At 70.8% G+C, this 18,968-nt stretch carries 16 protein-coding genes; 4 read left to right on the forward strand and 12 right to left on the reverse strand.

The window, feature by feature from the left end:
- Window positions 1–38 precede the first annotated feature (38 nt).
- Complete coding sequence (locus ABZ635_RS07010; RefSeq protein WP_357760168.1) at window positions 39–731, reverse strand: helix-turn-helix domain-containing protein; 693 nt, start codon at window positions 729–731, stop codon at window positions 39–41.
- 134 nt (window positions 732–865) lie between these two features.
- Here ABZ635_RS07010 and ABZ635_RS07015 point away from each other — a divergent pair, with 134 nt between their 5' ends.
- Entirely contained in the window at window positions 866–2,020 is a 1,155-nt protein-coding gene (locus tag ABZ635_RS07015; protein WP_357760171.1) for an acyl-CoA dehydrogenase family protein, read from the forward strand.
- A gap of 99 nt (window positions 2,021–2,119) precedes the next feature.
- Here ABZ635_RS07015 and ABZ635_RS07020 read toward each other — a convergent pair whose 3' ends face one another.
- Window positions 2,120–2,935, reverse strand: a complete 816-nt coding sequence (locus ABZ635_RS07020; protein WP_357760173.1) for an NAD(P)H-binding protein — start codon at window positions 2,933–2,935, stop codon at window positions 2,120–2,122.
- Between the two features lie 93 nt (window positions 2,936–3,028).
- Entirely contained in the window at window positions 3,029–3,271 is a 243-nt protein-coding gene (locus ABZ635_RS07025; protein ID WP_357760176.1) for a hypothetical protein, read from the reverse strand.
- Window positions 3,272–3,448: 177 nt separating this feature from the next.
- Between ABZ635_RS07025 and ABZ635_RS07030 the strand changes: the two genes are divergently transcribed.
- The 3 genes from ABZ635_RS07030 (at window position 3,449) to ABZ635_RS07040 (ending at window position 6,826) form a co-directional block, all read left to right on the forward strand.
- The gene (locus ABZ635_RS07030; protein WP_357760179.1) at window positions 3,449–4,624 is read left to right on the forward strand and encodes a histidine kinase; all 1,176 of its coding nucleotides are present in this window, start codon (window positions 3,449–3,451) and stop codon (window positions 4,622–4,624) included.
- On the forward strand, window positions 4,621–5,316 hold the full coding sequence (locus ABZ635_RS07035; protein WP_357760182.1) for a response regulator transcription factor: 696 nt from the start codon (window positions 4,621–4,623) through the stop codon (window positions 5,314–5,316). Before ABZ635_RS07030 ends, ABZ635_RS07035 begins: the two co-directional genes overlap by 4 nt.
- 97 nt (window positions 5,317–5,413) lie before the next feature.
- The gene (locus tag ABZ635_RS07040) at window positions 5,414–6,826 is read left to right on the forward strand and encodes a glutamate decarboxylase (protein ID WP_357760185.1); all 1,413 of its coding nucleotides are present in this window, start codon (window positions 5,414–5,416) and stop codon (window positions 6,824–6,826) included.
- A gap of 200 nt (window positions 6,827–7,026) precedes the next feature.
- On the opposite strand, the gene ABZ635_RS07045 is transcribed toward ABZ635_RS07040, so the two are convergent.
- From ABZ635_RS07045 to ABZ635_RS07085, 9 genes are all read right to left on the reverse strand, one after another.
- Window positions 7,027–7,659, reverse strand: coding sequence for a LuxR C-terminal-related transcriptional regulator (locus ABZ635_RS07045; protein ID WP_357760188.1), 633 nt, complete (start codon window positions 7,657–7,659; stop codon window positions 7,027–7,029).
- Between the two features lie 259 nt (window positions 7,660–7,918).
- Window positions 7,919–9,151: a multidrug effflux MFS transporter gene (locus ABZ635_RS07050; protein WP_357760190.1), complete on the reverse strand. Its 1,233-nt coding sequence runs from the start codon at window positions 9,149–9,151 to the stop codon at window positions 7,919–7,921.
- A gap of 33 nt (window positions 9,152–9,184) precedes the next feature.
- Window positions 9,185–10,525, reverse strand: a complete 1,341-nt coding sequence (locus ABZ635_RS07055) for an ATP-grasp domain-containing protein (protein WP_357760193.1) — start codon at window positions 10,523–10,525, stop codon at window positions 9,185–9,187.
- A gap of 46 nt (window positions 10,526–10,571) precedes the next feature.
- Window positions 10,572–10,910 carry a hypothetical protein gene (locus ABZ635_RS07060; protein WP_357760196.1) on the reverse strand — a complete coding sequence of 113 codons (339 nt, stop codon included), beginning with the start codon at window positions 10,908–10,910 and terminating at the stop codon, window positions 10,572–10,574.
- 20 nt (window positions 10,911–10,930) lie between these two features.
- Complete coding sequence (locus tag ABZ635_RS07065; RefSeq protein ID WP_357760199.1) at window positions 10,931–11,584, reverse strand: YqcI/YcgG family protein; 654 nt, start codon at window positions 11,582–11,584, stop codon at window positions 10,931–10,933.
- 477 nt (window positions 11,585–12,061) lie between these two features.
- The gene (locus ABZ635_RS07070) at window positions 12,062–13,783 is read right to left on the reverse strand and encodes a serine/threonine-protein kinase (RefSeq protein WP_357760202.1); all 1,722 of its coding nucleotides are present in this window, start codon (window positions 13,781–13,783) and stop codon (window positions 12,062–12,064) included.
- A gap of 237 nt (window positions 13,784–14,020) precedes the next feature.
- Window positions 14,021–15,118 carry a cytochrome P450 gene (locus tag ABZ635_RS07075; protein WP_357760205.1) on the reverse strand — a complete coding sequence of 366 codons (1,098 nt, stop codon included), beginning with the start codon at window positions 15,116–15,118 and terminating at the stop codon, window positions 14,021–14,023.
- Window positions 15,115–16,404 carry a cytochrome P450 gene (locus ABZ635_RS07080; RefSeq protein WP_357760415.1) on the reverse strand — a complete coding sequence of 430 codons (1,290 nt, stop codon included), beginning with the start codon at window positions 16,402–16,404 and terminating at the stop codon, window positions 15,115–15,117. Before ABZ635_RS07080 ends, ABZ635_RS07075 begins: the two co-directional genes overlap by 4 nt.
- Window positions 16,405–16,666: 262 nt before the next feature.
- A complete protein-coding gene (locus tag ABZ635_RS07085) occupies window positions 16,667–18,958 on the reverse strand; it encodes a heavy metal translocating P-type ATPase (RefSeq protein ID WP_357760207.1) in 2,292 nt (763 codons plus the stop codon).
- Window positions 18,959–18,968 lie beyond the last annotated feature (10 nt).

Genomic DNA, 18,968 nt, shown 5'->3' on the forward strand with positions numbered 1-18,968 from the left:
GCCTACGCGCGCGCGGACGCACCCGGGACCCGATCGGGTCACCGGTCACCCTCGACCGCCTCGGAGACGCGTCTCAGCAGGTCGGAGGGGTCGGAGTCACTCGGGTAGACCGCCACCAGCACCCTCTCCCGGCCCGCCTCGCGCCGCGCCCCGCCGCCCAGCAGCGGCTCGGCGAGATCGGCGACCCGGGACATCGCCCGGTCGAAGCGGTCCCAGACCCGGGTGTCGCCCGGCTCGCGCAGCCACCCGCGCAGCACGTGGTTGTGAGCGGCGATGACGGCGGCCGCGACCACCTCCACCTCCAACGAGGGGCGGTCGGCGCCGGTGCTCTGGGCCAGGAAGCGGCTGAACGCGGCCTGGTACCGGGCGGTCATCGCCACCTCGCGGTCGCGCAGGCGCGGATGGGCGCGGACCAGCCGGTAGCGGGGCACCGTGATCTCCGGGTCGCGCACGTACCCCTGGAAGACCAGGCGGGCGGCGGCGACCACCGTGGCGGTCGGAGGCTCGGGAGAGGCCTCCATGTAGCGCACGACCGTCTCGAAGAGTTCGTCGTGCTCGGCGAAGAGGAGGTCCTCCTTGGAACCGAACCGGCGGAAGAGACTGCGTCGGCTCACCCCCGTGGCGGCGGCGATGCCGTCCATCGTGGTGCCGTCGAAGCCCTCGGCGGCGAACAGTCGCACCGCCGCCAGCACGGCCTCGCGGGTCGACACACGCGTCGTCGCCACGTCCACCTCCCCCGCTCTTTCCCGGCGGCTCGTCCGGCGCCAAGGTATACGACCCCGTCTGTGTACTTCGCACCGATGATCTCCTACCCTGGCACCGAATGCCATATCCAGGCACGCGGTGCCAGAGCGAGGAGAGCGTGATGGGCGACTTCGACCTGTTCAAGACCAACGAGGAGCACGAGGAGCTGCGGGCGGCGGTCCGCTCCGTGGCCGAGGACAAGATCGCCCCGCACGCCGCCGAGGTCGACGAGACCTCCTCCTTCCCCCAGGACGCGCTCGACGCCCTGGTCGCCACCGACTTCCACGCCGCGCACATCTCCGAGGACTACGAGGGCGTCGGCGCCGACGCCCTCGCGACCTGCGTCATCATCGAGGAGGTCGCCCGCGTGTGCGCCTCCTCCTCCCTCATCCCCGCGGTCAACAAGCTCGGCACCATGCCGCTGATCCTCGGCGCCTCCGAGGAGGTCAAGCAGCGCTACCTGCCGCCGGTCGCGCGCGGCGAGGCGATGTTCTCCTACGGGCTGTCCGAGCGCGAGGCCGGTTCCGACACCGCCGCCATGCGCACCCTCGCCACCCCCAAGGGCGACGACTGGGTCCTCAGCGGCCAGAAGTCCTGGATCACCAACGCCGGTGTGAGCGAGTACTACACCGTGCTGGCGGTCACCGACCCCGAGGGCAGGAGGGGCCGCAACATCTCCGCGTTCGTCGTCCACGCCGACGACGCCGGATTCACCCTGGGCGAGCCCGAGCGCAAGCTCGGCATCAAGGGCTCCCCCACCCGGGAGCTGTTCTTCGACGACGTCGCCATCCCCGGCGACCGCATGGTCGGCGCGCCGGGCGAGGGCCTGAAGATCGCCCTGCGCACCCTGGACCACACCCGCGTCACCATCGGCGCGCAGGCCGTCGGCATCGCCCAGGGCGCCCTGGACCACGCCGTGGCCTACGTGAAGGAACGCAAGCAGTTCGGCAAGGCGATCGCCGACTTCCAGGGCATCCAGTTCATGCTCGCCGACATGGCCATGAAGCTGGAGACCGCACGGCAGATGGTCTACGTGGCCGCCGCCAAGTCCGAGCGCGGCGACGACGACCTGGCCTTCTACGGAGCCGCCGCCAAGTGCTACGCCTCCGACGCCGCCATGGAGATCACCACCGACGCCGTCCAGCTGCTGGGCGGCGCCGGGTACGTGAAGGACTTCCCGCTGGAGCGCATGATGCGCGACGCCAAGATCACCCAGATCTACGAGGGCACCAACCAGATCCAGCGCATGGTGATGGCCCGCCAGCTCCTGAAGTAGGCGGTACGGCCCTGCCCCACGAGGGCAGGGCCCCGAACGCGGTGAGCGCGACGCCGAGGTGGGCCGGGAACCGGCACCCCGCCGCGCGCACCGCCGCCGTCAGTGCACGGACTCGCGGACGAACTTCGCCATGGGCACCGGGTCCCGCCCCAGCGCCCGGCGCACGTCGTCGGTCACCACGGCCGCCTGCCCGTTGGCGACCGCCCGGAACCGCTCGTTGAGCGTGTCCACGTACCGGTCCGACCAGCCCATGTTGGTCGCCCGGAAGTAGAACCCCGCCTCGTCGACCCTCTTGTACCGCCACACCGGGCTCTCGGTGCCCTTCGTCATCCGCACGACGTCGCGGAAGCTCACCGGCGCCGGGCCGGTCAGCGTGTACTCCCGGCCGTGCAGCGACTCGTCCGTCAACGCCGCGACGACGGTGTGGGCGACGTCGCGGGCGTCCACGAAGCTCACCGTCGCGTGCTTGCGCAACGGCAGTTCCAGGCGCCCGTTCCGGGAGCGCGCCAACCGGGCGAACAACCCCTCGGTGAAGTCCTGGTCCAGCCAGTTCGGACGCACCACCGTCCACCGGTCGAACAGTTCCCGCACCCGGCGCTCCAGCACGCGCTGCTCGGAGTCGGGCGGCCCGTTCTCGGACCCCATCGCGGTGGTCAGCACCGCCGTCCGCACCCCGGACCCGGCCGCCTTCTCCAGGAAGGCCCCCGCCCGGTCGGCCAGACCACTGGCCATCGGCACGGTGACGAAGAGGCCCTCCACCCCCTCCAGCGCCGGTTCCCAGCTGGTGGTGTCGGTCCAGTCCAACCGCACCTCACCGTCCCTGGAGGCACCGGCGGCGGGCAGGCCGCGTCTGCGCAGTTCGGTCAGGACACGTCGGCCCACCTGTCCGGTGGCGCCGGTGACCAGTGTGCTCATCGGGTGATCCCCCAGGTTCACGCGCGGGTGCTCCGCCTGCTGACGGTACCCACTCCCGGGGGTCGAACGAGCGCGAAACGGCGTACCCGCTCCTCAGCGGCCTCGCCGCGCGGACGTCAACGACTCCACGGCGATCACGAGGACCACCCCGCACACGGCCAACCCGAGGTTGGCGAGGAGGGCGTTCTCCCGGAGCACGTCGACGTGACCCACCACGAGGCGGTTGAAGGCGTTCAGCACGATCCCGAAGACCGGCTGCGCCCACAGGTGGTCGACGGCCCCGCTGACCCCCATGAGGACGAGGAGGGCTCCCAGGCCCTGGAGTGCTCTGCTCATGGGGGGAGCCTAGGGACCCGCCCCCGGCCCCGGATCGGCCGTGCGGCCTCCCCCTACGAACCGAGGTCTCCCCCTCCGACCTCGGAAAGCGACCAAAGTAGCGTCCCCGCGGCCTTCGGTATCGACTCTCCCCTCCACCGGCTCCCCACGGCCGCCCACTGCCTAGACTCCGAGACGATGAACGACACGACCACCTCCCGGCAGCGGTACCGGCGCGGCGCGCGGGACTGGGTCGTGGACACCATGATGTTCCTGGTCGCGGTGGGTTTCGGGCTCATGGGCGCGGTGACCCTGCCCGGCGAACCCCCTCCCCCGGAGCCGCCCGACCCGTGGCGGGTCACCGAACAGCTGATCGCCCTGGCCTGCTGCGGCGCCCTGTGGTGGCGCCGCCGCTGGCCGGTGGGGATCGCCGTGGCCCTGATCGCGATCTCCGGCTTCGTCTCATTGGCCGGCGGGGCGATGCTCGCCGCCCTCTTCTCCCTGTGCGTCCACCGCCCGCCGAGGGTGGGCCTGACGGTGTTGGGCCTGAGCTTCCTGGCCTCCTACGTGGGAGCGCTCGTCCACCCCGACCCGTACGACACACCGGTGCTGATGACGTTCATGCTGAGCGCCGTCTTCCTGACCGCGGCCGCCGGGTGGGGCCTGTCGGTGCAGCACCGGCGCCAGCTCCTGGACTCGCTGCGGGAGCGGGCCGCGCACGCCGAGGCCGAGGCGCAGCTGCGCGCCGAACAGGCCCAGCACCGGGTCCGCGAGTCGATCGCCCGCGAGATCCACGACGTGCTCGGCCACCGGCTGTCGCTGCTGAGCGTGCACGCGGGAGCGCTGGAGTACCGCCCGGACGCCCCCGCCGACGAGATCGCCCGGTCGGCCGGGGTGATCAGGGAGAGCGCCCACCAGGCGCTCCAGGACCTGCGCGAGGTGATCGGCGTGCTGCGGGCCCCGGTGGGCGAACTGCCCCAGCCCACCATGGCCGACCTGGCACAGCTGGTGGAGGAGGCCGGTGACACCGGGTCGGAGGTGGAGCTCGTGGAGGAGCACTCCGGTCAGATCCCCGAACGCACCGGTCGCACCGCCTACCGGATCGTCCAGGAAGGGCTCACCAACGCCCGCAAGCACGCCCCCGGGGCCCGGACGACGGTGCGGATCTCGGGAACCCCGGGCCGGGGCCTGAACGTGGAGGTGGGCAACGGCCCGCCCGCGCGTGCGCCGGAGACCGCCCCCGAGGCGCCGGGCGGAGGGCAGGGCCTGGTGGGTCTCACCGAGCGCGTCTCGTTGGCCTCGGGGCGTCTGGAGTACGGCCCGGGCGCCGACGGTGGCTGGCTGCTGTCCGCGTGGCTACCGTGGCCCTCATGAGCGAAACGGAGCCGGACGTGGACCGTCGGATCGGTGTGGTGATCGTCGACGACGACGCCCTGGTGCGGGTGGGCCTGGTGATGATGATGGGCGGCGCCCCGGACGTGCGGGTGCTCGCCGAGGCCGAGGACGGCGGCGCCGTCCAGGAGCTGGTCGAGCGGCACTCCCCCGACGTGGTGCTGATGGACATCCGCATGCCCACGGTGGACGGCCTCACCGCCACCGAGCGCCTGCGCGCCCTGCCCGACCCGCCGGAGGTGCTGGTGCTCACCACCTTCGACGCCGACGAGCACGTGCTGCGCGCCCTGCGCGCGGGGGCGGCCGGGTTCCTGCTCAAGGACACCCCGCCGGAGGAGATCGTGGAGTCGGTGCGGCGGGTGGCGCGCGGGTTCCCCGTCCTGTCCCCGAACGTGACGCGGCGGTTGATGGCCCGGGTGGTGCAGAACGACCCGGGCGACCGCGCGGCCCGCGCCCGGGCCCGGCTGTCGGCGCTGAACGCGCGCGAGACCGAGGTGGCGGTGGCGGTCGGCGAGGGGCGGTCGAACGCGGACATCGCCGCGCGCCTGTTCCTGAGCGTGCCGACGGTCAAGACCCACGTGTCCAGCGTCCTCACCAAGCTCGACCTGAACAACCGCGTGCAGATCGCCCTGATGGTGCACGACGCCCGACTCCTGGACGAGGACCAGGGGTGAGGCCGCGCCGGGTGCCGTGCGGGTCCTCCACGCCGCGCACCCCCTCGGATCGCATACTGGTGGTGATCAGGTCATCACAGCGGGTTCGGGGGCGCGGATGGGCAGGAACGAGGGCGGCGACAACGACCGCGACGTCTACGCCGAACGGCTGATGCGGCACGGCGCGCCCAAGGAGGGGTTCCCGCGCCTGGGGACCGAGGCGCGCGTGGCCTACCAGCTGGTCCACGACGAGCTCATACTGGACGGCGTCTCGCGGATGAACCTCGCCACCTTCTGCACCACGTGGGTGGAGCCCGAGGTGCACCGGCTCATGGACGAGTCGCTCGACAAGAACATGATCGACAAGGACGAGTACCCGCAGACGGCCGAGCTGGAGCGGCGCTGCGTGCGCATGCTCGCCGACCTGTGGCACTCCCCCGACCCGGCGGGGACCCCGGGCACCTCCACGACCGGTTCCAGCGAGGCCGCCATGCTCGGCGGGCTGGCGGCGAAGTTCGCCTGGCGCGAGCGGCGCGCGGCCGCGGGGAAGGCCGCGGACCGGCCCAACCTGGTCTGCGGTCCGGTCCAGGTGTGCTGGGAGAAGTTCGCCCGCTACTTCGACGTCGAACTGCGGCAGGTCCCGCTGAGCGGCGACCGGTACCTGATGGAGCCGGACGACGTCGCCCGCCACTGCGACGAGAACACCATCATGGTGGTCTGCAACTTCGGCCAGACGTTCACCGGCCTGTACGAGGACGTGCGGGGCATCGCCGAGGCCCTCGACGCGTTCGAGGAGCGCACCGGCCACGACATCCGCATCCACGTGGACGGCGCCAACGGCGCTTTCGTCGCCCCGTTCTCCACCCCCGACCTGGTGTGGGACTTCCGGCTGCCCCGGGTCCGTTCGATCAACGCCTCCGGGCACAAGACCGGCCTGGCCCCGCTCGGCGCCGGGTGGGCGGTCTGGCGCACCCCCGAGGACCTGCCGGAGGAGCTCGTGTTCCAGGTCAGCTACCTGGGCGGGCACGAGGCCACCTTCAGCCTGAACTTCTCGCGCCCCGGCGGGCAGGTGATCTCGCAGTACTACGACTTCGTCCGCCTGGGTCGCGAGGGCTACCGACGCGTGCACGGCGCCCAGTTGGAGACCGCCCGGCACCTGGCGGCGCGGGTGGCCGCGATGGGTCCGTTCGAGATCATCCACGGCGGCGACCCGGACCGGGGCATCAGCGCCGTGGCGTGGCGGTTGGTCGGTGACGAACCCTTCACCCTGTACGACCTGGCCGACCGCCTGCGCACCCGGGGTTGGCTGGTCCCGGCCTATCCGCTGCCCGCCGACCGCCAGGACGAGGTCATCCAGCGCGTGCTGGTCCGGCACGGGTTCAGCCACGACATGGCCGACCTGTTCCTGGACGACCTGGAGCGCGCGATCGAGCACCTGCGCGGCCACCCGCCCACGCCCTCGCTCACGCGGGACGAGGCGGGCGGTTTCAACCACGGCGCCGGATCGACCGTCCTGCCCCCGGACTCCTAGGTGATGGAGTCTTCAGTGGTCGTAGGCGATCAGAACCGCTTGACCGGTGCGTTGGGCTCCCAGGTGCGCCGGGGCGCCGCCGCCACGGCAAGCAGGCACTGAGCCGTGCGGAGAACTCTCCGGCCGGGGCCGTGGTCCGCCGTGCCGTTCGAGGCTGAGCTGGCCTTTGATGGCGTCGACGACACCTCCAGCTCCGGGCCTCACTTGGACATGGCCCTTTCGGGCCAGGCCCCGGAGGCCAGGCTCGCGCCGAGACGGGCGATGAGCTCGGTGCGATCCCGGAACTCGAGCTTGCGCAGGATGTTGGAGATGTGGAACTTGACGGTACTGACCTCGATCGTCAGCGTCGCCGCGATCTCGGCATTGTCCGCGCCCCGTGCGGCGAGCTCCACGACCTCACCCTCCCTGGCACTGAGCCGCTCGAGGTCGGTGTAGTCCATGGTGGCGAGGGCGTTGCGGGAGGCGACCATGGAGATGATGTGCGCCGCGAATTCCTGGGATACGTGGCTGCGTCCGCCCAGGGCCGAGCGCAGTGCCGCCGTGTACTCGGATTCCCGGTCGTCCCGGTCGACCAAGCCGGAGAGCTCTCCGATTTCGGGGGCGTTCCACATGCGGTCGTCGGTGCCGTACATGATGCCGATGACGGGTATCCCACGTTCGGTGTAGCGGATGGCCTCACCGAACTGATCGGACTCGATGACGGCGGCGGCGGTCCCGGAGAGCTCGTCGTCGGTCACGGCGGGGACCGCGGTCCAGCCCGCTGCCTCGGCCGCGTAGTGAATCCTGCGGTTCAGTGCGGAGCAACTGGTGGAGACCACGACCTTGAACGACATCGCTCTTCCTCACCTTCACATCATCGGGTGGTCAAGCGGTCCGGCGGGACGGGAACGGACCGACGGGTCCTGCCCGGAGTCGTCGGCACGGCCCCGTGACAACCTTCTTTATGCGTCTTTGACGCTACAGAAGCAGCGATGCGCAGGACAAACCTCGCGCGACGCACGGCCGGAACCGGCCACGAGCACAGACGTGACCAGGGACAACACGAACCGCCCGCGCCGGTGGCGCGGGCGGTGAGTAAGGGCGGTGAGCGGTTCAGACCCCGTCTCGCCGCAGAACCACGAAGAGTGTTGTGCCGAGGACACCCGTCGCGGCCATGACGACGGTCATACTCACCAGCGTCGCACCGCCCGTGGCGGTGAGACCGGCCAGGGCGGAGAGTCCCCCGCCCAGTGCGAACTGCATCGTGCCCATGAGAGCCGAACCGGTTCCGGCGACGGAGGCCGGCTGCTCCGACAGCGCCAAGGTCGTCGCGTTGGGGAAGACGAACCCCATCGAGAACATCAACAGAAGGAGGATTCCTGACACCGAAACCAGCGTCGGTTCCCCGAACATCTGAAGAGCGGTCAAAGCGGCTACCGCCGTCGGCCCCAGGACCAAACCGATCCGCAGGCGCGCGGCGGTGTTCATGCGGCCGATGAGCACGGAGTTGATCTGGTTGGCCAGGATCAACATGGCCGCGTTGAGGGGGAAGATCAGCCCGAACTGCGTCGGAGTGGCCCCCAACTCGTTCTGCGACACGAACGAGAAACTGGAGATGTAGGTGAACATCGCCGCGTAACTCAGGCCGAGCGCGAACATCGGTGCGAGGAAGCGCGGATCGCTCGACAGGCGACCGATGTTCGAGAGGAGCGGGCCCAGCCGCAGAGGGGTCCGCCGGTCGCGCGGCAGGGTCTCGGGAATCCCGAACCAGACCATCACGAAGTTGGCCGCCCCGAGCAGCCCGAGCACGACGAAACAGAGCTGCCACGACCCCACGGTCAGGATCTGCGCACCCAGCGGCGGCCCGATCACGGGAGCCAGGCTCGTGATCATCATGAGCCGCGTGAAGAGGCGGGCCGCGTCGTCCCCGGTGTACAGGTCGCGCACCACGGCGCGGGACAGCACGGCTCCCGCGGCCCCGGCCGTTCCTTGTAGGAAACGGAGCACCACGAGTACTTCGGCGGAGGTCGCCAGGGTGCACAGGAAGGACACCACGGCGAACAGGCCGACGCCCGACAGCAGGAGTCGGCGTCTACCGAGGGCGTCGCTACAGGGTCCCAGCAGCAACTGGCCCAAGGCCATCCCGATCATCATCGCGGTCAGGGTGAGTTGGACCCGGGCTTCGGATGCGCCCAGGTCCTGCGACATCTGTGGGAAGGCGGGGAGATAGAGGTCCGTGGCCAACGGACCGGTAAGCGCGACACCGCTCAGGGCGGCGACGATCCCGAGCGGGACACGGCGATGGTACTCGCCTCGGCGGACGTCGCCGGAACGCTGGGTGGGCACGGCTTCCTCTTCTCTACGTACGGGCTCAGCCGTTCAGTGCCTGGCGGCGCCGCCTTCGGCGGGCTGGGCGGTGTCGAGGCGTCCAGTGCCGTCCGCCCTCGCTCCGAAGGGGGCTACCACCACGTCGAGCTCTCTGAGCACCTCATCGGCCACGCGGTGCACCTGCGCCGGGTGCAGCCGGGGTTCGTAGGGGGCCCGTACCGACAACAGACCGCACAGGTCGAAGCCCTCAGGCGCGCTCCTGACCTCCTGGCCCGGCTCGGCGAGCGGGTAGTAGGCGGCGAACGCGGAGGAGGCTTCGGCACGGCCGACGCCGTTGCTCACGACGATCCCGTCTCGGTAGACGAACTTGATGCAGGTCGCACAGGCACCCGGGTGTCGGTCACGGCCGCGCTCGGCGATCCCTCCCTCCCCGAAGGCGGCCCGTACGAAGAGCTCGACGAGGTCGATCTCGTGCACGTCGCGGATGTTGCGGTACACATGTCCGCCGCTGATGCGGGTACTGAACTCCACCACCCGGAACCGCCCCTGGGAATCTCGCCGGAGCTCGACGTTGAACAGGGACACCTCCAGGCCCAGAGCCGACACCATGGCCTGTACCATCGCGGTGATCTCGTCCTCGACCCCGGGGTCGCCGTGAGGAAGGGTGTACAGGTCCTCCTCGAACCAGGGGCTGTCGGGCAGGACCTTGGTGTGCACACCGCCAAGGTGGAAGCGACCGTCGATGACCACACCGTCGCAGGTGACCTCTTCCCCGGACAGGTACTCCTCGACCAGGGCCCATTCGTCCGGCAGGACGTCGTAGAAGTGGTGTGCCCCGGATCGGGCCAGTCGCTCGACGGCGTCGAGGGCCGCCCCGGCCTCCTCGGGGGTGCGAACCAGCTCGACGTGGGAGCTGCTGGCGCCCCGCGTCGGTTTGACGACACAGGGCAGGCCCACGTGGTTCAGGACTTCGGGATCGGCGCCACGGGCGCCCACCGCGCGGTACCGGGGTGCGGGAAGACCGTTGGCGGTCAGGTAGGCGCGCTGGCGCGACTTGTCCCGGGCTACGGCGTCCGCGTCCGGTCGGCTCCAGTGAACGCCGTGACGCGAGTTGGCGCGCCCCACGGCAACGATGTCGGTCTCCTGGAACGTGAGGGCGAAGGGGGAGCCGGTGCTCACCAGTGCCTCGGTGATCCGTTCCTCCAGCTCACGGTCTGTGGTGGCCTCGGGGAGCAGGTGCACGGTGGTGTAGCGGGCGTCGTCACGGGCCTGCTCCTCCTCGGTCAACAGGTGGATCGCCAGATCGAGACGCCGAAGCGTGTCGACGTGGTCGTCCCTGATGCGCAAGCCGTCCCGCATGGCGAGCACGACCGGGGTCCCAGGTGTAGCCATGGTTCCTCTCCTGATAGTCATCCGAGTCGGCCCCGGTTGAGGGGCCTCACAGGAAGGTGGTCTCGGCGGTCCGGCCATCCTCGGGGGCGATCACGTACACGCAGCCTTCGGGGCCTGCGGTGGAACCGTGCTCGGTGTGGGCGGGCAGGGAGACACGCGCCCCGGGGCCACACTCGCTGCGGTGGGTGACTCCGCCGTCGCGCCAGAACAGTTCGACGGAGCCGCTGAGGATCGCGAGGGTCTCGTGAAGGCTGTGCCGGTGCCAGTCGTGGGTCTTGCCGGCCTGATCGTGCTGGATCTCGAAACTCCCCTGTTCGGGGAGCAGGTCCTCGTAGATCTCGGCGAGGGGGCGTACCGGTCCGGTGGTGATGGTGGGCGTGGGCATGTGCTGCTCCTGAACGCGTGTCAGAGGGAGACGGTGGCGGCCGAACGGTGCAGCGGGCACCGGTCGGTGGGGAGGGGAACCTCGTTCTCCTCGTCGAGGAAGTACTGGTGCCATTCCTTGTTTCCGTGCTCACCGAAACTACCGAGCAAGGGGGTCTGCGCCACCGAGTCGTATTCGGAGAGGCGTCTCCGAATGATCTTCCTCGCGTTGTCCCCGGTCCTCGTCCCAGCGGCGAGACCGTCGAAGACGAACCTGGGCTGGAACGTCACCGCGAAGTACTCGAAGAAACGGCTCCTGCGCTTGTAGTGGAAGGGGGTGTTCGCCACCACGAACATCGGGGTCGAGTTGAAGGCGAACTCCCAGTCGGCAGCCTCGGTGTCGGAGGAGATTCCCTCGGGCCATGGGCACTCGTCCTGCTCCCTCAGCCCGCGCAGGAGGTCCCAGAAGTGCTCCTCACACGCGTCCAGCGTCGAGATACGGGGGTCGTGTTCGAAGAAGCAGACCAGGGATGTCCGGTTCCCCAAGGATTCGGCGATCCCCGTATAGACGCGGAGCGCGTCAGCCAGTGCCTCGACACGCCCCTCGCCCACCGGGACGAAGGCGTAGCGCAGGGTGCCGCTGCGGACGGCGTCAGATCCGAAGACACAGGGGAACGGGCTGTCAGTTCTCAACATCCGTTCCTCGAAAAATTGCACAGCCAGGGATTCCCATGACCCACCGGGTCTTTTTCCTGGTTCTAAAAGCGTCTGCAATACAGTCACATCCCGGGGTCGATAGATTTCTCGACAAAGAAAATTGGCGCAAGTCGGATGCACCACAGCCGCCGGACCAATGGCGATCGTGGAGAATCCATGCCGCCACTGCTTTTTCAGCAGAAATCAGATCGATCCGGGCCAAGTGCTTCGGAGAAGAATTTACCGAAGCACTCCCGGAAAAACACCCTCCCGGAGAACGGTTCCGACCTCGACCCGAGACGGGGCAGGGCTGCTACGAAGTCGCCAGAGGGGTGTGTGCTCCCCGGTCAGGGAATCCTGAGGAGATCAGGGGTTTCGCCTGTACCTGGCCACCAGACCGAGGCATGCCCGTCACGTGGTGACTGGCCCACCCCAGGATCGGCGAGCGCGACCACTGAGGACATCGGACCCCCTCACCTAGGAGGCGGGTTCGAAGGACTCGGAGATGCGGTCGAGGAGTTCGTGATTGTAGTCCCGCTCGTCCGCGCTCACGAGGAACAGGGCGTAACCGACGTCCTCGGTGTGGAAGCCCCGGTTGACGGCGTGCATCTCGCCGTTGCGCCCACGGAAGGTGAACTCCCAGTCGGCGGCGCTGACGTAGTCGTCGGCCCAGTCGGCGTCGACGTCCTCGATCCCGATCAGCGAGTAGCCGCCGAAGTTCTGGCGGCCGGTCGGCTCGAAGTCGCGCCAGTCGTCACCGGCGTCGGCGTTGGGGTTGTCGGTCTGGTCCACCAGCAGGTAGCCGCCGTCCGGGTTGCGGAAGTAGACCATGTGCCCCTGGCGGTCGACCTCCCAGTGCTCGGGGACGTCCACGGAGAAGCCGCTGGAGTCGTCGTGCCGGACCAGGAAGTCCCACTGGTCGTCCTCCTCCGGCTCCTCCTCTTCCGCCGCTCCCTCGTCCGGACCGTCCTCGCCGCCGCCCGCCGAGGCCTCGGAGTCGTCGCCCGCCCCCTCCGGCGCGCCGCCGTCGGAGGTCTCCTCGCTGGAGCCCGCCAGCCCGGCGTCGGCGTCGTCCGACCGGTTCATGCTCACGAACAGGGTGGTCGCGCCGACCACGAGCAGCAGGGCGAGCGCGGCCGCCGCCGCGAGCAGCGCGCGCCGGCGCGATCCGGCCGCGTGCTCACGGGGACGCCGGGGAGCCGGGGGCCGCGGTGCCGGGGCGGGCGGCGGAGCCGGGGCGGGCGCCGGGGCGGCCTCGGCGGCGCTGACCGCGCGGTGCACGGTGCCCTGGTCGGTGACCCGGTTCCAGTCGGAGGGGGCCTCCGGGGCCGGTTCCAGGGAGGGAGCCAGCATGGTGGTGCTCGTCGAACCGGAGTCCCGGATCTCCCGCAGGAGGGCACGCACCTCGAGGACCGACGGCCGGTCCTCGGGACGCTTCTCCGTGAGGGCCTCCAGGACCGGTCGGAGCGCGCCCGCGTTGGGGGTCTCCGGCAGGTCCTGGGTGACGATGGCGGTCAGGGTCGCCATCGGGGTGGGGCGGTCGAACGGCAGCGAGCCCTCCACCGCCTGGTAGAGGGTGATGCCGAGCGCCCACATGTCGGAGGCGGGCGTGGCCGCGCGCCCGTGCGCGATCTCCGGGGCGAGGTAGCTCGGTGAGCCGATCAGCAGTCCGGTGCTGGTCAGGTGGGTGGAACCGTCCAGGTGGGCGATGCCGAAGTCGGTGAGGACGGCGCGGTCGTTCCCGGCTATGAGCACGTTGCCGGGCTTGATGTCGCGGTGCACGATGCCGCGGTCGTGCGCCTCGGCCAGCCCGGCGGCCATCTGCTCACCGACGTTGGCCGCGCGGGGGACCTCCAGCGCGCCCTCGTCCTTGATGAGGTCCCCGAGGGACGGCCCCCGGACGAGCTCCATCACGATCCACGGGCGGCCGTCCTCCTCGGCCACGTCGAACACCGTGATGATGGAGGGGTGGCTGAGCTGGGCGGCGCTGCGGGCCTCGCGGATCATGCGGGTGCGCAGGACGTCGACCTCGTGCGGGGGCAGGTTCGGCGGCGTGGTCAGCTCCTTGACCGCGACCGGGCGGTCGAGCAGGGTGTCCGTGCCGCGCCAGACCCGGCCCATGCCGCCCGCGCCGATGACCTCGTCCAGGCGGTACCGGTTGGCCAGGACACGGCCGGGGTCGGATTCCGAACTGTTCATGTGCGCGCGATCCTCTTCGGGGGAGGTGCCCTTCCGTGGGAGGAGGGCGGGACAGGGCAGGGGTCGAGAGGGCCGGGGGACCGTGCCGAGTCTAGGATGCCGCCCCGCTCCTTGGTGCTCTCCCGAAGGTGCCAACCCCGTTCCCACGGGTCACGAACCGCCCGCAACCCTCCCTGAGGTGCACGAATCCCGCCGGAGGCCGTCGGTGTGACCTCCGACGGGACGGGGAGCGTCCGGTCAGCGCAGCCGAACCGGGAGGGCGTCGACCCCGGAGGCGATGATCGACGGGGCCGGAACCAGGTCGGCGTCGTCCACCGCCACGTCGAGGTCGGGGAAGCGCGCGAACAGGCGCGGGAGCACCTCGTTCATCTCCATGCGGGCCAGGCTGGCGCCCAGGCAGTAGTGCCGCCCGTGGGAGAAGGACAGGTGCGAGCTGTCCTCGCGGGTGATGTCGAACTCCTCGGAGGTGGGCCCGTGCCGGGCGTCGTCCCGGCTGGCCGAGCCGTAGCCGAGCAGCAGGGGTTCCCCCTTGGGGATCGGCACACCGGCGAGCTCGATGTCCTCGGTGGTGTACCGCATCGGCACGTACTGGCCGGGCGGGTCCCAGCGCAGCACCTCCTCCACCGCCTTGGACCACTCCACCTTTCCGGCCACGACCAGGTCGAGCTGGTCGCGGTGGCGGGTGAGCGCGCGCACGGCGTTGGAGATCAGGTTCATGGTCGTCTCGTAACCGGCGCTGACGAAGAGCACCAGGTTCCAGATCAGCTCGTCCTCGGTGAGCCGGTCCTCGTCGTCCCGCGCGGCGATGAGGGCGGTGGTGAGGTCGTCCCCGGGCCGGGCGCGCTTGGTCTCCACCAGTTCGGTGAGCACGCCCCACAGCTCGAAGAAGGTCGCCATCGCCTCTTCGGGGGTGACGCTCTGGTCGAAGAAGACGCCGACGGGCCGGTGCAGCCGGGGCCGGGTCTCCTCGTCCACGCCGAACAGTTCGCTGATCACGGTGAGCGGCAGCGGCTGGGAGACGACGGCGCGCAGGTCCACCACCCCGTCCGGGCTCTCCTCCGCGGCACGTTCCAGGTCGTCCAGGAGCGACTCGACGACGGCGACGACGCGCTCGCGCAGGAGTTCGACCCGGCCCGGGGTGAACGCCCTGGAGACGAGCCGGCGCAGCCGGGTGTGGTCGTCACCGTCCTTGGCCAGCATGTTCTCGTTGATGATCCACGAGATGAGCGGCCAGTCCGCCGGGATCTCCCCGGCGTTGAAGGCCGTCCAGTACTTCTTGTCCTTCCGCACACGCGGGTCGGCCAGGGCCGCGCTGACGGCCTCGTGGGTGGTCACGACCCACGCGTCAACCTCACCAGGAAGTTCGACAGGGACGACAGGGGCGATCTTCCTGAGGTGGGTGCTCTGTGCGCGGAGGTTTCCGGGTGCGAGTCTGACGCGGTCCAAGGGGGGTTTCCTTCCACCGGTGTGGGGGGCGGGGGGTTCTGGGGGGTGAACCGCACGGGGAGGGCGACGGGTATCCAGGACAGCGCCGACAGCTGCCAGCGCAGGTCCTGCGGGGGAACCTCGATCGTGAGCCCGGGCAGCCGGTCGAGGAGGGTGCGCAGCGCGACCATGGTGATCGTGGTGGCCTCCTCGCGCGCCGGGCAGCGGTGCGGCCCGGCGCCCCAGGCCACGTGGGCCCGGTTGCGGGACTCCTCCATACGTTCCGCGTTCTCCTCCATGTAGAAGCGGTTGGACGCGGCGAAGCCCAGCAGGATGGGGGAACCCGCCTCGATGGTGCGGCCGCCGCCGAGCGGCACGTCCACGCGGGGGTAGATGACGGGGTAGTTGGTGATGGGCGGGTCGTGCCACAGCACCCGGTCGACGATGTCGGCGAGCATGGTGGGCGAGGGCGCCCGGTCGGTGGGCAGGTGGGGGTCGGCCAGCACCTCGCGTACGCCCGCGTTGATGAGGTTGGCGGTCGGCTCGTTGGCGGCGGCGACCACCAACAGGAGCTGCATGATCACCTCCTCGTCGGTGAGCGCGGCGCGGTGGCTGATCAGCCGTGTGGTGACGTCGTCGCCGGGGTCGCGGTGCTTGGCGGTGACCACCTCGGACAGCGCCCGCTCGGCCTGGGCGTTGGAACGTTCCGTGTCGACGCCCAGCCACAGGTTGCGCATGGCCTCCACGAACCGCACGCCCTGGTCGCGGTCGAACCCGAACAGTTCGTTGATGACCAGCAGGGGCAGCATGCGCGCGTACTCGTTGAGGACGTCGGCCCGGCCGCGCTCGCAGAACTGGTCGATGAGCCCGTGGGCGTAGCGTTCGGTGACCCCGGCCCACCGTTCGGCGCTGATCGCGCCGAGGCTGTCGGTGATCGCGCGGCGGTAGCGCTGGTGTTCGGTGCCGTCGACGAAGAGGGCGTTGGGGCGGGGGGCCATCATGGGCAGGACGGCGGCGTCGGCGCTGATCCGGCCCTCGTGGAAGTCCTTCCACAGGCGGGCGTCGTGCCCGAACGTGGTGGTGTCCCGCGACCACGAGATGAGGGTGGTGTAGTCGGTGACGAGCCACCCGTGCACACCGGGTTCGAGCTCCACCGGGACGACGGGGCCGTGGTCGGCGCGCATACGCGCGTACACGGCGTAGGGGTCCGGTCGCGGTTCGTGGTGGTACAGCTTCGCGCGGGGGCATCCAGGTGTCACGGGGTACCTCGGCTGTGCGGGGAGGGGCGGCTGCGGAGCGGACGTCCTCTCTCGTGTGCGCGGCGCGGGGCACCGGTCCGGCGGCTTCCACGGCACACGGGCGGGCCGCCCGGATCGACGCGGAGCCCCACGGCTGTGGGGCTCCGCGCAACCCTAGCGGCCCTTCGGCCCCTTGAGCGAGACCTGCGTCACATTGTCGCTACTGGGTGTTGATATGACCGGTTCCGGTCAGCGCCCGGAACCTCCGCAGCCGCTGGCTGTTGGTCACCACGAACACACTCGACAGGGCCATCGCCGCACCGGCGAGCATCGGGTTCAGCAGGCCCATCGCGGCCAGGGGCAGCGCCGCCGTGTTGTAGGCGAAGGCCCAGAACAGGTTGCCCTTGATGGTGCCGAGCGTGCGCCGGGAGAGCCGGACCGCGTCGGCGGCGGCCCTCAGGTCACCCCGCACCAGGGTGAGGTCACTGGCCTCGATGGCCACGTCCGTGCCGGTGCCCATGGACAGCCCCAGGTCGGCCTGGGCGAGCGCGGCGGCGTCGTTGACCCCGTCTCCGACCATCGCGACGGTGCGGCCCTCGGACTGGAGCCGGGTGACCACGTCCACCTTGTCCTTGGGCAGGACCTCGGCGATGACCTCGTCGATGCCCACCTCGGCGGCGACCGAGCGGGCCACGGCCTCGTTGTCACCGGTCAGGAGGATCGGGGTGAGCCCGAGGTCCCGGAACTGGCGGACCGCCTCGGCGCTGGTGGGCTTGACCGTGTCGGACACGACCAGGACCCCGCGGGCCCGGCCGTCCCAGCCGACCGCCACGGCGGTGCGGCCCTCGGCCTCGGCGGCCGCCATGGCCCGCGCGACGTCGTCGGTCAGCGGCTGGGACCACTCCTCCAGGAGCGCGACCCGGCCCACCAGGACGGCGCGGCCCTCCACGACCCCCTGGACGCCCAGGCCCTCGACGTTGGCGAAGTCCTCCGGGACGGGCAGGTCACCGACCCGCGCCGCGGCCCCCGTGGCGACGGCGCGGGCGATGGGGTGCTCGGAGGCGTTCTCCAGGGCTCCCGCCAGGCGCAGGACCTCGTCCTCGTGCTCGCCTTCGGCGACGGTGACCCCGGCCAGGGCCATCTTGCCGGTGGTGACGGTGCCGGTCTTGTCCAGCACGACGGTGTCGACCCGCCGGGTGCTCTCCAGGACTTCGGGGCCCTTGATCAGGATGCCGAGCTGCGCGCCGCGCCCGGTGCCCACCATGAGGGCCATCGGGGTGGCCAGGCCGAGGGCGCAGGGGCAGGCGATGATGAGCACGGCCACGGCGGCGGTGAAGGCCGCTCCGGCGGGGTCGCCGGTGCCGAGCCAAAAGCCCAGGGCGGCCACGGCGATCATGATGGCGACCGGGACGAACACCCCGGACACCCGGTCGGCGAGCCGCTGCACGGCGGCCTTGCCGTTCTGGGCGTCCTCGACCAGGCGCGCCATCTGCGCGAGCTGGGTGTCGGAGCCCACCCGCGAGGCCCGCACGACCAGGCGCCCGCCCGCGTTGACGGTGGCGCCGACCACGGCGGAGCCGGGTGCCACCTCGACCGGCACGGACTCGCCGGTGAGCATGCTCATGTCGACGGCGGAGGTGCCCTCCTCGACGGTGCCGTCGGTGGCGATCTTCTCTCCGGGACGGACCACGAAGCGGTCGCCGACCGCCAGCCGGTCCACGGGGACGAGCTCCTCGCGGGCGGCGGGGCCCTCGCCCCGGAGCACGGCGACCTCCTTCGCCCCCATCTCCAGGAGCGCGCGCAGGGCGGCGCCCGCGCGGCGCTTGGAGCGGGCCTCGAAGAACTTGCCGAGGAGGATGAAGGAGGTGACGCCCGCCGCGACCTCCAGGTAGATGTTGGCCGAACCGTCGGTGCGGGCGATGGTGAACTCGAAGGGGTGGGTCATGCCCGGGGTGCCCGCCGTGCCCAGGAACAGGGCGTAGAGGGACCACAGGAAGGCCGAGGTGACGCCGAGGGACACGAGGGTGTCCATGGTGGCGGTGCCCAGCCTGAGGTTCTTCCACGCGGCGACGTGGAAGGGCAGCGCGCCCCAGACGACGACGGGCGCGGCCAGGGCGAGGGACGCCCACTGCCAGTAGGTGAACTGGAGCGCGGGGACCATCGCCATCGCGATGACGGGGACGGACAGCACCATGGAGACCAGGGCGCGGTTCCACAGCGCCCGGGTCGGGTCGTCCGGCGCGGCCCCCTCGGCCGCGGCCTCGGGGTCGGCACGGGGGACGGTGGCGGTGTACCCCGCCTTCTCGACCTGGGCGACCAGGTCCTCGACGGGGAGGGTCTCACCCTCGAAGGCGACCCGGGCCCTCTCCGTCGCGAAGTTGACGGTGGCGGTGACGCCCTCCAGCTTGTTGAGGCGCTTCTCCACCCGGTTGGCACAGGCCGCGCAGGTCATTCCGCCGATGGCCAGTTCCACCGGCTCCACCGCGGCGGACGCCGTCTTGCTGCTACTCATTGCCGCTCCA

The sequence above is a fragment of the Nocardiopsis sp. NPDC007018 genome, assembly GCF_040635075.1.
Classification (GTDB): Bacteria; Actinomycetota; Actinomycetes; order Streptosporangiales; family Streptosporangiaceae; genus Nocardiopsis.

Coding starts and splice junctions, on each gene's coding strand:
- ABZ635_RS07035 (WP_357760182.1), top strand. CDS start 4,621: ATGAGCGAAACGGAGCCGGACGTGGACCGTCGGATCGGTGTGGTGATC.
- ABZ635_RS07070 (WP_357760202.1), bottom strand. CDS start 13,783: ATGAACAGTTCGGAATCCGACCCCGGCCGTGTCCTGGCCAACCGGTAC.
- ABZ635_RS07045 (WP_357760188.1), bottom strand. CDS start 7,659: ATGTCGTTCAAGGTCGTGGTCTCCACCAGTTGCTCCGCACTGAACCGC.
- ABZ635_RS07065 (WP_357760199.1), bottom strand. CDS start 11,584: ATGTTGAGAACTGACAGCCCGTTCCCCTGTGTCTTCGGATCTGACGCC.
- ABZ635_RS07030 (WP_357760179.1), top strand. CDS start 3,449: ATGAACGACACGACCACCTCCCGGCAGCGGTACCGGCGCGGCGCGCGG.
- ABZ635_RS07055 (WP_357760193.1), bottom strand. CDS start 10,525: ATGGCTACACCTGGGACCCCGGTCGTGCTCGCCATGCGGGACGGCTTG.
- ABZ635_RS07020 (WP_357760173.1), bottom strand. CDS start 2,935: ATGAGCACACTGGTCACCGGCGCCACCGGACAGGTGGGCCGACGTGTC.
- ABZ635_RS07060 (WP_357760196.1), bottom strand. CDS start 10,910: ATGCCCACGCCCACCATCACCACCGGACCGGTACGCCCCCTCGCCGAG.
- ABZ635_RS07025 (WP_357760176.1), bottom strand. CDS start 3,271: ATGAGCAGAGCACTCCAGGGCCTGGGAGCCCTCCTCGTCCTCATGGGG.
- ABZ635_RS07040 (WP_357760185.1), top strand. CDS start 5,414: ATGGGCAGGAACGAGGGCGGCGACAACGACCGCGACGTCTACGCCGAA.
- ABZ635_RS07015 (WP_357760171.1), top strand. CDS start 866: ATGGGCGACTTCGACCTGTTCAAGACCAACGAGGAGCACGAGGAGCTG.
- ABZ635_RS07085 (WP_357760207.1), bottom strand. CDS start 18,958: ATGAGTAGCAGCAAGACGGCGTCCGCCGCGGTGGAGCCGGTGGAACTG.